Origin of the sequence: Sphingopyxis flava (genome assembly GCF_900168005.1) — a bacterium.
Classification (GTDB): Bacteria; Pseudomonadota; Alphaproteobacteria; order Sphingomonadales; family Sphingomonadaceae; genus Sphingopyxis; species Sphingopyxis flava.
In genome coordinates, this window is the sequence record NZ_FUYP01000014.1 from 1 (window position 1) to 12363 (window position 12363).

Consider the following 12363-nt stretch of genomic DNA (forward strand, 5'->3'; position numbering starts at 1 on the left):
GCCAGCGACAATCAAACACACCAAAACGGAACTGTCGCGGTCAGAATCTTCTCATCCTGATTGCCGCAACTTCTCATCCAGTTTGTCGCGCTACAATCTGGTCGCCGACAAGGGCTATGACAGCAATGCCTTGCGCTCCTGGCTGATCGAGCGCGGTACCACGCCAGTCATCCCGGCAAAGTCCAACCGTAAGGTCCATATCGAACACGACCGCCAGATTTACAGACAGCGCAACGTCGTCGAGCGCATGTTCTGCCGCTTCAAGGACTGGCGGCGCGTAGCCACACGCTTCGACCGCCATATCAAGACCTTCATGGCCACCATCGCCATCGCCGCCTTCGTCACATGGTGGCTCTAATGAGTCCGGACCCTAATATGCTTGCCCGAAAAGGGGGGTGATTACCCGCAGAAACAAGCGAAGGCGCTTGCGGGCGGGTGGATCAAACCCGCCGGATCACCAGGTTGCGGATTTCGCTCATATCTTCCATCGCAAAGCGGATGCCTTCGCGTCCGAGACCCGAATCCTTCACTCCGCCATAGGGCATGTTGTCGACGCGGTAGGAGGAGATGTCGTTGACGACCACCCCGCCGACATCGAGTCGGTCCCACGCTTCGAGCACCTGGTTGATGTCGCGCGTGAACAGCCCGGCCTGAAGCCCGAACTTGCTGTCGTTGATCTCGGCGAGCGCGTCGTTCCAGTCGGTGAATTTCGACAGGATTGCGAGCGGGCCGAAGGCTTCTTCGCGATAGGCTTTGGCGCTGCGGTCAACCTCTTCGAGCAGAGTGGCCTCCAGCATCGCGCCCTCGCGCTTGCCGCCGACGAGCAGCGTGGCGCCGTTCGCCACCGCTTCCTCGATCCAGCCCCCTAAGCGCGCGGCTTCCTTTTCGGAGATCATCGGGCCGATGAAGGTCTTGCGGTCCTTGGGATCGCCCGCGACCAGCGTCTTGGTTTTGGCGACCAGCATGTCGCGGAACCTGTCGTAGATATCGGCGTGGATGATGATCCGCTGCACCCCGATGCACGACTGGCCCGACTGGTAGAAGGCGCCGAAGATGATCCGCGCGAGCGCATGGTCAAGGTCGGCGTCCTTGTCGACGATCACCGCTGCATTGCCGCCGAGTTCGAGGATGACCTTCTTCTTCCCCGCCTTCGCTTTCAGATCCCAGCCGACGCCGGGGGAGCCGGTGAAGCTCAGCAGTTTCAACCGCTCGTCGGTAGTGAAGAGGTCTGCGCCATCGCGGGTGGCGGGCAGGATGCTGAACGCGCCCTCGGGCAATATGTCGCATTCGGCGAGCACTTCGCCCATGATGATCGCGCCGAGCGGCGTCATCGAGGCCGGCTTCATCACAAAGGGGCAGCCCATCGCAATCGCGGGCGCAATCTTGTGCGCGGCGAGGTTGAGCGGGAAGTTGAACGGCGAGATGAAGCTGCACGGTCCGATCGGTACGCGCTTCCACATGCCCATATAGCCTTTCGCGCGTGGGCTGATATCGAGCGGCTGGACCTCGCCATAGTTGCGTACGGCTTCTTCTGCGGCGATGCGAAAGGTGTCGATCAGCCGTGTGACCTCGCCCTCGGCATCTGCAATGGGCTTTCCCGCCTCGACGCACAGCGCATAGGCAAGCTCGTCGAAGCGTTCCCGGAACCGCCCGACGCAATGTTGGAGTACGTCCTGCTTTTCGAAGCTTGCGAGCCGCGCCATCGGTTCGGCCGCGTGCACCGCGCCCGCAATCGCCTTGTCGATGACCTCCGGGGTTGCAAGCGCAGTGCGGAAGGCGACCTTGCCTGTGAACTTGTCGGTGACGGCAAGGTCGGTGTTGGGCTGCACCGCCTTGTTATTGAGGTAGAGCGGGTAGACGTCCTTGAGTTTCATATCAAATCTCTCCGTATCCCGGCGAAGGCCGGGATCCAGGCTGGGTCGCGCTATGGTGGCGCAGGGACGCTCTGGGCCCCGGCCTTCGCCGGGAAGCAGCGAGCTATAATTTAAAGCTCCTTCGACAGCTTCTTGATGTCGATGTTCAAAATCTGGTCATTCTCCGAATAATCGACCGGGCAGTCGATGAGGTGCACACCCGGCGTATCGCGCGTGTGGGCGAGAAGTTCCTTCAGATGCGCCGCGCTTTCGACCCGGTAACCCTTTGCGCCATAGCTTTCGGCATATTTGACGAAATCGGGATTGCCATAGGTCAGCCCCCAATCCTTGAATCCCATGTTCGCCTGCTTCCAGCGGATCATGCCATAGCTGTTGTCGTTCAATATCAGCACGGTGAAATTGAGGCCGAGGCGCACCGCGGTCTCCATTTCCTGGCTGTTCATCATGAATCCGCCGTCGCCGCAGATCGCCATGACCTTGCGGTCGGGATAGAGCATCGACGACATCATCGCCGAGGGCAGGCCAGCGCCCATCGTCGCCAGCGCATTGTCGAGCAGCACGGTGTTGGGCCGGCACGCGGTATAGCCGCGCGCGAACCAGATTTTATAGACGCCGTTGTCGAGGCAGATGATTCCGTCGTCGGGCATCGCGTCGCGGACCTGCTGCACCAGATGCGGCGGAAATATGGGGAAGCGCTCGTCCTTCGCCAGCGGCGCATTATGCTCGACCTCGGCCTTGCGATAGGCAAGCAGGTGGTCGAATTTCCAGCCGCCGTTGGGAACAATGTCTTCCTTCATCTGCCAGATCGCGTTGGCGATATCGCCGATGACCTCGATGTCGGGGAAATAAACGGGGTCTACCTCGGCGGTCTTGGTTGACACATGGATTACCGTCGGGCCGCCGCGCTGCATGAAGAAGGGCGGTTTTTCGATCACGTCGTGCCCGATGTTGACGATGCAGTCCGACGCCTCGACCGCGCGGTGGACGAAGTCGCCCGCGCTGAGCGCTGCGCAGCCCAGGAACTTGGGATGCCGTTCGTCGATGACGCCCTTGCCGAGCTGAGTGGTCAGAAAGGGAATGCCCGTCTTCTCGATGAATTGCAGCAGCATGCGGCTGGTCATCGTGCGGTTCGCGCCCGCGCCGATGACGAGGACCGGCGATTTCGCATTTTCCAGCGCCTTCACCGCCTCGCGAATCGATTTGACGTCGGCGGTCGGGCGCCGCGAATGGCTGCGCTTCAGCGGCGTGCTCTCGGTATGCTCATCGGCAATATCCTCGGGCAGCTCGATATGCACCGCGCCGGGCTTCTCCTCTTCGGCGAGGCGAAAGGCCTCGCGCACCCGGCTCGGGATATTATCCGCCGAGGCCATCTGATGCGTATATTTGGTGATCGGCGACATCATCGAACAGACGTCGAGGATCTGGAAACGGCCCTGTTTCGATTTCTTGATCGGCTTCTGGCCCGTGATCATCATCATCGGCATCCCGCCGAGCTGGGCGTAGGCGGCCGCGGTGACGAAATTGGTCGCGCCCGGTCCTAATGTCGCGAGGCAGACGCCTGTCTTGCCCGTATGGCGGCCATAGGTTGCAGCCATGAAGCCGGCGCCCTGTTCGTGCCGGGTCAGGATCAGCTTGATCTTTTTCGACCGAGATAGGCTGTCGAGAAAGTCCAGATTTTCTTCGCCCGGCACGCCGAAAATATACTCGACGCCCTCTTCCTCAAGACATTCGATGAACAGGTCGGATGCTTTATTCATGCGCCGTCGCCCCCTCCTTGCAACGCACCCTTGGGGTGCAGCCAAAGCCCGTGCCGACGACCCGGCAGCACCTGCTGCGGTGCGGCGGCTCTCGTCATTGGTCGCGAGTCCCTGCTGCACCGAGCCAAGTTGTAACGATGGGCGAGGGGGTTGTCACCCGCGCCGGCGCACTGCCGGGTTCAGCGGATTCAGGGCGTTACGATCACTATGACACGGCGATTGTCCTGGTGTCCCACGGCGGTCGCGTTAATCGACTGGGGGCCTGCTTCGCCGCGGCCCACAATCTGATCGGGCGTGAACTGCATGCCGCTCGCCCGCATCGGCTCGGCGACCGCCTCGGCGCGCGCCTGCGACAGCTTCGGATTATGGGCGGCGGTCTCCGTCGAGTCGCTATGCCCCTCGAGGCGCGCGGTGGTGATGCCGACCGAAACCCGGCCATAGCGCCGCCAGGCGCACCCATGCCTGGCCAGTCCCCGGCATATCGGGCGCGATTGATCCGGTGAGGCGCGGGTGTGCCCACGAGGTACATGTTATGCGGAGCGGTGCTCCGCCCGTTCGGCCAGCGGACATAGGCGATGATGCCGCCGACCATTGGGTTCACGGCCCGTGCGAGGCCCGCTTCGCCATTTCTCGACGATTGCCTGGCTTGCGGTCTGGACCGACACCTGCGGCGTCGCAAATATCGCCCGGAACAGGAAATAACGACGCCGACAATCCGGCGATCCCTACCTCGCTGCGGGGATCACGCTGCCCCAATACGGCCGGGTCCGCTAGTCAAAACCGCTTGAAAGTCAATGAAAAGTGACGTCATGGGGGCCAATAGGAAACACCGGCTGTTCAGGAGGCCGCCGCCTCGTCGCTGCGCAGCCGGTCGGCAAATCCTTTGCGCAGCTTGGCGAGCTTCGGAGGAATCGTGGCGAGGCAATATGGGTTGCGCTGGCCTTCGCCTTCCCAATAGGCCTGATGATAATCTTCGGCCGGATACCAGTCCGACAGCGGTTCGATCGCGGTCACGATCGGGTCGGCGCGGTCCTCCTGCGCGCGCTTAATCGCGGCGCGCGCCGCGGCCTCCTGCGTGTCGTCGAGCGGGAAAATCGCGCTGCGATACTGCGTGCCGATATCGTTGCCCTGGCGGTTGAGCTGCGTCGGGTCGTGCGTTGCGAAGAAAACGTCGAGTAGATCGTCATAGGAAATGACCGCCCTATCATAGCCAATGCGGATCGCCTCGGCATGACCGGTGTCGCCGGAGCAGACCTGCTTGTAGGTCGGATTGACGGCGTGGCCGCCCGTGTAGCCGCTTTCGACGCTCTCGACGCCGGCGAGCGACTGGAACACCGCCTCGGTGCACCAGAAGCAACCCCCGGCGAAAATGGCGGTCTCTTTGGTCATGGCGTCGATCCTTCGCAAAAGGGGAGGGGCTCCCAAGATAGGCGGGCGCGCCGCTATTCCAAGGGTGGTGGCGCGACCGCAAGAGGGGGGCGTGCGCTGGGATCGGCGGCGCGTGCCGACGCCATCGCCGTCATTTCCGCTTCGATCGCGGCAATGCGTTCCTTGCGCGGCGGATGCGTCGCGGCACGAATCAGCGGCCGCTTGTGCCGCGTCCAGAAGCGCACCGCCGCCGCCGGGTCATAGCCTGCATCGGCCATGAGCCACACCGAGAGCCGGTCGGCCTCGAGTTCGGTGGCGCGGACAAGACGCGCCGAGCGACCATCGGACGCAGCTGCGAGCCGCGCCCGGTGCCGCAAAATATTGTGGGCAAGCTCATGCGCAACCACTGCCGCCAGCTCGGCCTCGTCGGTGACGTCGCGCGCCAGATCGAAGCGCAGGCGTACCAGCACGCCGTTGGCGGCCGCCTGCGCGCCCTTGCGCTCGACGCGGAAGGCGCTGGCGCATCCCGGGGCGGCGCCCAGCCGATAGCTGCGCCCCGCGCCGTCGGTGACCGTCAGCGGCGCCGCAGGGTCGAGCGCCGCGAGCATGACGATCACGGCGTCGATGCGGATCGTCTCGTCGTTGCTCGGCGTTTCGATGGGCTCGCCATTGATCGCGGCGATAACGGTGCCGCGCACAAGGCCCGCGCGCTCGGCGGCCGACCCGGGCACGAGTGCGGCGATGAAAGGACCGTCGCCCGTCGCGCCATAGACCCGCTGCGCGTCGCTCCAGTCGTCGTCGCCAAACCGCCGCCGGTCCTCGAGCAGCCAGCCGGGCTGGGGCATGGTAGCGGGGCACCAGTCGGCGCTCGCGGTGGTCAGACGGTGCGAAACCGCCACCAGCCGCGCCTCCTGTGCCGCGAATTCGGCAAAGTCGGCCCGGCTGCGCGCGCCGGCGGGGGCTGCGAGCATGCCGACGAGCACGGGCGTCAGGAGAAGCGGCCACCGCATTGCGGGTCTGTTAGCAGCGGGCACATGTCGCGGCCATGACTTTCGACTGCGCGGCGCCTTTCGCCCCCTTGCCTATCGCCCGGCGAGCGACGATAGGGCGGCGCATGACCCAGGTCGCCAATCCTCGCCCCGCGGCGCTTGCGCGCTGGCTGTGGGCCGTCGCCTTGCTCGTGATCGCAGTGGTCGCGGTCGGCGGCATTACCCGCCTCACCGAATCGGGACTGTCGATTACCGAATGGAAGCCGGTAGCGGGCGTGCTACCGCCGCTCACCGACGCGGCGTGGCAGGCGGAGTTCGAGAAGTACCAGCAGATCCCGGAATATAAGGAGATCAATGCGGGCATGTCGCTCGCGGCGTTCAAGGGCATTTTTTTCTGGGAGTGGCTTCACCGCATTCTCGGCCGGCTGGTCGGCATGGCGCTGCTCGTGCCGCTTGCCTGGTATATGCTGCGGCGCGCGGTTCCGACAGGCTATGGCTGGCGGCTGTTTGCGCTCGCCGCGCTCGTCGGACTGCAGGGCGCAATCGGCTGGTGGATGGTCGCCTCGGGCCTTGTCACGCGCACCGACGTCAGCCATTTCCGCCTCGCCGCGCATTTGCTGACCGCGCTTTTCCTGCTCGGCGGTCTCGTCTGGACGGCGCGCGACCTTGCGGTGCTGGCCGACGAGCCTGCGGCGCGTCCCGCGCGGCTTAGCTTTGCCGCGGCGGGGGTCGTCGCGATCCTCTTTGTCCAGCTTCTGCTCGGCGCTTGGACTGCCGGGCTCAATGCGGGCTATGTCGCGAGCAGCTGGCCATTGATGAACGATCATTTCGTCCCGGAGGGGATCGACTGGTCGCGCGGAATCTGGCTGGCTATCACCAACGATCCCTTCCTCATCCATTTCCTTCATCGCTGGTGGTCGTGGGCGGCAGCGCTCGCGCTGTTGCTGCTCGCGCGGACGCTGCGGCAGCGCGGCGCGCGGACCGAGGCGCGGGGGCTGTTGCTGGTCGTCGCAGCGCAGATGGCGCTTGGCATCCTCACGGTGATCACCGGCGTTTCCATGTGGATCGCTGTGCTGCATCAGGTGACCGGCGCGATTCTCGTCGCCGTCGCGGCGGCGGGGCTTCACCATTTGGGCCGGCCGCACGCGTCGGATTGAGGCTGGCCGACATCCTCCTTTGCGCCCCAGAGGACGCGAAGGTATTATAATACCCGTCAGCAAAGCCGCGCAGAGCTTGACTTTCAGCCCACTTATCGTCATTGGCCCGCTCCGAAGCGCCGCTTCGTCCGATAAGGACTGGCGGCGCGGCTTATTTGGGGCGGCGGATCCTGATCCTGTCACCCTCGTCCATCTCTTCAAGGAGCGTGCCATGAAGGCGCTGACCAAGACGACCCAGTCGGCGAATGCCGCAACGGTCGAAAAGAAATGGGTGCTGATCGACGCCGACGGCCTGGTCGTGGGCCGGGTTGCTTCGATCATCGCCAACATCCTGCGCGGCAAGCACAAGCCGAGCTTCACCCCGCACGTCGATTGCGGTGACAATGTCATCGTCATCAACGCGGAGAAGGTGGCCTTTACCGGGAACAAGCTGGCCGACAAGCGCTACTACAAGCACACTGGCTACGCCGGCGGCATCAAGGAAACCAGCCCTCAGAAGGTTCTGGAAGGCCGCTTTCCCGAGCGCGTGCTCGAAAAGGCCGTTGAACGCATGATCCCGCGCGGCCCCCTCGGTCGCCAGCAGATGCGCAACCTGCGCATCTTCGCCGGCAACGAACATCCGCACGCCGCGCAGAACCCCGAAGTGCTCGACGTCGCGTCGATGAACCGCAAGAACAAGGTGGGTGCATAATGGCTGACGAACAGACCATGACCGATCTCAAGGACCTCGCTGGCGCCGTCGAAGGCACCGTCGCTCCGGCGGCCCCGACCGCTCCGCTCCGCGAAAAGCAGGTCGACAAGCAGGGCCGCGCTTACGCGACCGGCCGCCGCAAGGACGCTGTCGCGCGCGTGTGGGTCAAGCCCGGCACGGGCAAGATCACCGTCAACGGCCGCGACCAGGAAGTTTATTTCGCGCGTCCGACGCTGCGTCTCGTGATCAACCAGCCCTTCGGCCTGACCGATCGCGTTGGCCAGTATGACGTTGTCGCAACCGTCAAGGGCGGTGGCCTGTCGGGCCAGGCCGGGGCGGTGCTGCACGGCATCGCGCAGGCGCTCACCCGCTTTGAACCTGCACTCCGCGGCACGGTGAAGTCGGCCGGCTTCCTGACCCGCGACAGCCGCGCAGTGGAGCGTAAGAAATACGGTAAGGCCAAGGCTCGCCGCAGCTTCCAGTTCTCGAAGCGCTGATCATTTCCGCCGACGGGTGGAACAGAGAGGGGCGGTCCGGCAACGGGCCGCCCTTATTCTATGGGGGCGCATCGGAAGATCGGGGCGCGGCGGCTCGATCCGCACACGGCCCGCGGCCTTTGCTCGTCCAAGCGCACTGGCACCGCCGCGCCGTGACAGCCTCCTAAAGCAGATCGAGGCTCCCCAGGGCGAGCGCCTGGCGCGCCGGGCGTTCTGCCATCACGGCGAACATCTCGTCGCCGCGCTCGGTGCGCTCGACATTCATCGAGGCGAACACCGCCATGAAATAGCCGCTAAGCGCGCCGATCCGGTAATCGGTCCATAGCCCCTCGGCGTCGGGGTCGACGCCGCGGGCGCTGAGCGCGGCGAGCCAGCGGTCGAATGCCGGGCGGTCGGCAGCAGCGCGATCGCTGGGATCGGCGATACTCGTTCCGACCAGATAGGCGAGGTCAGTCGCCCCGCTGCCCCGGCCGAGCGTCTGCCAGTCGACGAGCCAGCACCGGTCGCCATCGGGGGCAAAGAGGATGTTGTCGACACGCAGGTCGCCATGGACGATCGTCCGCGCAGCGGGCGGGCGCGTCAGCCATGCTTCGAGGCGCTCGACGAGTCCCGCGCCGAGGTCGAGTACTTCGGGGGCGAGGCGCGCCGCGTAGCGTTCGCGAAAGCCGAGGTAGAGCTGAGGGAAAAGTGCGCGAACGAGGTCGCCGCTGTCGCGGGCGAGCCAGGGGAGGATGTCGAGCCGTGTGTCATTCCACAGCAGCGCATGAAGTCCCGCCGCGGCGTCGATGCATGGATCGAGCGCGCACGGCCCCAGTCCGGCGAGCTGGTCGCCCTGCTGCGCGGGGGCGAGGTCGCTGAGCAGGAGGATGAAGTCGACCTCATCGGCGGCGATGTCGGCATAATGGCATTGGGGCGCGGCGACGCCGCTGCCCTTCGCCAGTTCGCGATACCAGCTCACCTCCTTGATGTAGGTGCTCGTGAGCTTTGCGATATGGCGGCTCGCCTCATCGTGGCTCGGGCATTTGGCGATGACCGTTGCGGGCGCGTCGACGCGGTGCGCCCAGTCAAGCGTGAGGCGGAAACTGTCGCACATCTGCCCAGTGCCGACCTTGGTCGCGGTGAAGCCTTCAAGCGCCGACGCTTCCTGTCCCAGTGCCTCGGCAAGCCACGCCGGGGTCATCGCGTCCGGCGACGTCGGAAAGCTCATTGCACGGGGTCCATCAGACCTGACAGGCCGGTCGGGGCGTGCGCGCCGACGAAGAGCTGTTCAAGGACGCCGATGCCGCGGTGCACCGCGCTGCCATCGCTGAGCTCGGCCGCGACGAGCGCCTGGATATGCATCGCCAGCGGACTACCCCAGCCGCGCTCGGCCTCCGACAGGCTGTCATGCGCCACCGCGAGCTCGGCGCCATGGTCGAGCCCGTGGCCCCAGGCAGGGTGAGTGTAGCCGAGCCCACTCATCGCGAAAATCGGCCCGAACGGCGCCAGCGTCAGCGCGCGCCGAGCGCCAAGCTCTGCGGTCATCCTCGCTATCCGCCGTGAACCCTTCTGCCATTCGACGGTAAAGGCCGCGCGATCGAAATGCTGCTCGGTTCCGCCGTCGCCCACGATCACCCCGCGCCGGTTCCAGGCGTCCCCGGCAGCGTCGTCGTTGCTGTGGAAGAAAAGTGAATGCCCTTCGAAATTGCATGGTGACCACAGCCAGAAGAACTGGCTGAAATTGCCCCCGGGCGGCGGCTGCGGCTCGCTGGCCCCCACCGGCCGAAGGCCCCAGCTCCGGTCGCGCGTGCCGGTCCAGCCGTCGCCGACCGCGACGCGCTCGCCATCGACCGACAGCCACCCCGACCAGCGCCCGTTCTGCGTCATGCGTGTGTAGTCCATGAACAGTCGTGTGCCATTGCGGCGGACGAAGCGGGGTTCCTCAATAGGAAAGTGGCGGCCGGTAAAGGTCAGTTCGCCGGCGAGCGGACCCTCGCCCGGCGAGATCTTCAGCGTGAGCACCTCCAGCGGCATGTCGATATCGACCGCGATCGGGCCGACGCTGAGCTCGAGACGCTCGCCCGCTGAGCGCCGGCTCGCGCGCAGATTGTGCTGAACCCCGTCAACGATGACGCAAAAGCTTGCGTCGACGATACCGAGCTGGGGATAGAAACCCATCGCCGCAGCGAAGAAAACCGAACCGTCCGGGCTATAGCCGTTGAAGAAATATCGGTCGTAGAAGTTGCGGTCGGTCCCGGCGAAGGCGACCGGCTCGCTCGTCTGGTGCAGCGGATAATCGTCGCCTTTTGTCAGCATCTTCCCTCATCCCGTTTTCTCTTGCAACCTAACGGGAAGATGCGCGGCGTCAATGGACTGGCGGGTCGAACGGGGGCACGGCGCCAATTGGTGCGACGGGATCCCCGGGGTCGCGCGGTGGCAGCGCGTCGGGCGGGATCTGGCGTATCTGCATGTCGGCCGTGGGAACGGCTGCGAGGTTGCGCACACGCACGTCGAGCGCGCCCGTCGCAGGGTCGAGGCGCAGCGCGTTGAAGCTCGGCGGGGTCGACCGGATGCGCTGCGACAGGGTTCCAGCGCCAATCATGCGAATGGGTCCCGCCGGCGTCGGCTGGATGAGGTCGAAGGCATCGTGGACATGGCCGGTCAGCACAGCTGCCACCCCGCGGGCCGCGAGTTCGCGCAGCGCGGCCGCGCCGCCGCGCGTCAGCGCCCGGCCTTTCGTTCCGGCCTCGACCAGGGGGTGATGCGCGGTGACAATGATGCGGCTGCCCGGCGGCGCGTCATCGATCAAGGCGAGCGTGTGGGCGAGGGCCTTCGGCGCGACGCGGCCCTTTGACCAGTCGAGCCGCCACTGCGCGCGCGCCGTCGTCTTGAGCGGCACGATCGCAACGCCGGGCAGATCGAGCTCGCGTTCGAGTAGCGACCGGATCCCCCGGATTCGCCGATACGGGTCAAAGAAACGCTCAATGGGGTTGAAATAGGGTAGATCGTGATTGCCGACCTCGACCGTCACGGGCACATCGAGCGCGCTGATCCACGTGCAGGCGGCGGCGAACTCGCGTCTGCGCGCGCGCATCGTAAGATCGCCGGTGATCAGCACCGCATCGGGACGCTCGCGCGTGACGCAATCGGCGAACCAGGCGAGCGCGGCAGAATCTTCGAGCCCGAAATGGAGGTCGCTGATGTGGAAGAGAAGCGTCATGCCGTCGCGACGAAATCGACCTCGCTGGCGCCGAGCGCAAAGCGCGCGGGCGAGGAAATCTCGCGAAGCTCGCCGTCATATTCAAGGCTGATCGGGGTCTCGCTTTCGAGGATGATCGTTTCGCTGCACGTGATCGCCTCGCTCGGCCCTTCGCGAAAATCGCCGCTGAGCCAGGCGAGGCCGTGACGCAGCACGTCGGCGGTCCCTTCGGTCAATATGCCGTCAGCGCGAACGCCGGCTTTGGTCGGGGTCAGAACGATCGCGGGATAGGCCGCGCCCTCGCCGGCGACGCGGACACCGGGCGCATTCAGCATTTGGTCGAGCGCCTCGGGAGCGGCGCGGCTCGCCTCGACAATCCCGTCCTGCCGCATGGTCTCGCGCACTTCGGCCCAGCGGGTCGCGGGTCCCGCTACAATCGTAATAAAGGCGTTGCCCTCCTCGCTGCGAATGATCGGAATGGCTTGCCGTACTCCCTTGCCGGCGAGCGCGTCGGCGAGAATCTCGGGCGCGGGCCGGTCGCCGTGAAGTATTTTCGACAAGAGGTTGAGCGTGCCGCCGGGAAGCGGCAGCAAGGCGCCGTCCCAGCCAGCCGCTTTGCTTGCTGCCGCGTTGATCGTCCCGTCGCCGGTCCACACGAGCAGCAGGTCAATTGCTTGCGCGCGCAGCGCTGCGGCGGCCGGTACCTCATCTTCGGGGAGCATGAAGGTGGCCGCGAGCGGCACGCCGGCCTCGGCGCAGACAGCAACGAGGGCGTCGTAAATCGCCGGTTCGTGGCTGCCGCTCTGGCTGTTGCAGACGAGGGCGGGGCGAGAGAAAGCGTTAGTCATTCCT

At 65.3% G+C, this 12363-nt stretch carries 13 protein-coding genes; 4 read left to right on the forward strand and 9 right to left on the reverse strand.

What is annotated here, in order from left to right; all coding sequences use genetic code 11:
* A partial coding sequence (locus tag B5X69_RS12205) for a transposase (protein WP_139375771.1) occupies positions 1 to 358 on the forward strand: 358 nt, incomplete at its 5' end.
* A gap of 82 nt (positions 359 to 440) precedes the next feature.
* Here the strand turns inward: B5X69_RS12205 and B5X69_RS12210 are convergent.
* The 5 genes from B5X69_RS12210 to B5X69_RS12230 form a co-directional block, all read right to left on the reverse strand.
* The gene (locus tag B5X69_RS12210; RefSeq protein WP_079638986.1) at positions 441 to 1874 is read right to left on the reverse strand and encodes an aldehyde dehydrogenase family protein; all 1434 of its coding nucleotides are present in this window, start codon (positions 1872 to 1874) and stop codon (positions 441 to 443) included.
* Positions 1875 to 1984: 110 nt separating this feature from the next.
* Entirely contained in the window at positions 1985 to 3631 is a 1647-nt protein-coding gene (locus B5X69_RS12215; RefSeq protein WP_079638987.1) for an acetolactate synthase large subunit, read from the reverse strand.
* A 188-nt stretch (positions 3632 to 3819) separates the two neighbouring features.
* Positions 3820 to 4113 (reverse strand): OmpA family protein, encoded by a 294-nt coding sequence (locus tag B5X69_RS21980; protein WP_079638988.1) that lies wholly within the window; start codon positions 4111 to 4113, stop codon positions 3820 to 3822.
* A gap of 355 nt (positions 4114 to 4468) precedes the next feature.
* Positions 4469 to 5020, reverse strand: a complete 552-nt coding sequence (msrA, locus tag B5X69_RS12225) for a peptide-methionine (S)-S-oxide reductase MsrA (RefSeq protein ID WP_079638989.1) — start codon at positions 5018 to 5020, stop codon at positions 4469 to 4471.
* Positions 5021 to 5073: 53 nt separating this feature from the next.
* Entirely contained in the window at positions 5074 to 6009 is a 936-nt protein-coding gene (locus B5X69_RS12230; protein ID WP_079638990.1) for a M48 family metallopeptidase, read from the reverse strand.
* 104 nt (positions 6010 to 6113) lie between these two features.
* On the opposite strand from B5X69_RS12230, the gene B5X69_RS12235 reads away from it, so the two are divergent.
* From B5X69_RS12235 to rpsI, 3 genes are all read left to right on the forward strand, one after another.
* Complete coding sequence (locus B5X69_RS12235) at positions 6114 to 7145, forward strand: COX15/CtaA family protein (RefSeq protein ID WP_079638991.1); 1032 nt, start codon at positions 6114 to 6116, stop codon at positions 7143 to 7145.
* 211 nt (positions 7146 to 7356) lie between these two features.
* On the forward strand, positions 7357 to 7836 hold the full coding sequence (rplM, locus tag B5X69_RS12240) for a 50S ribosomal protein L13 (RefSeq protein ID WP_079639084.1): 480 nt from the start codon (positions 7357 to 7359) through the stop codon (positions 7834 to 7836).
* Positions 7836 to 8333, forward strand: a complete 498-nt coding sequence (gene rpsI / locus B5X69_RS12245) for a 30S ribosomal protein S9 (RefSeq protein ID WP_079638992.1) — start codon at positions 7836 to 7838, stop codon at positions 8331 to 8333. Before rplM ends, rpsI begins: the two co-directional genes overlap by 1 nt.
* Before the next feature lie 163 nt (positions 8334 to 8496).
* On the opposite strand, the gene B5X69_RS12250 is transcribed toward rpsI, so the two are convergent.
* Genes B5X69_RS12250 through B5X69_RS12265 form a run of 4 tightly spaced genes read right to left on the reverse strand, consistent with a single transcriptional unit; the run spans position 8497 to position 12359 of the window.
* Entirely contained in the window at positions 8497 to 9540 is a 1044-nt protein-coding gene (locus tag B5X69_RS12250; protein ID WP_079638993.1) for a phosphotransferase family protein, read from the reverse strand.
* Positions 9537 to 10628: an Rv3169 family protein gene (locus tag B5X69_RS12255; protein WP_079638994.1), complete on the reverse strand. Its 1092-nt coding sequence runs from the start codon at positions 10626 to 10628 to the stop codon at positions 9537 to 9539. Before B5X69_RS12255 ends, B5X69_RS12250 begins: the two co-directional genes overlap by 4 nt.
* Before the next feature lie 49 nt (positions 10629 to 10677).
* Positions 10678 to 11532, reverse strand: a complete 855-nt coding sequence (locus tag B5X69_RS12260; protein ID WP_079638995.1) for a metallophosphoesterase family protein — start codon at positions 11530 to 11532, stop codon at positions 10678 to 10680.
* Positions 11529 to 12359 (reverse strand): diacylglycerol kinase family protein, encoded by an 831-nt coding sequence (locus tag B5X69_RS12265; RefSeq protein WP_079638996.1) that lies wholly within the window; start codon positions 12357 to 12359, stop codon positions 11529 to 11531. The genes B5X69_RS12260 and B5X69_RS12265 overlap by 4 nt, the downstream gene beginning before the upstream one ends.
* Positions 12360 to 12363: the final 4 nt, after the last annotated feature.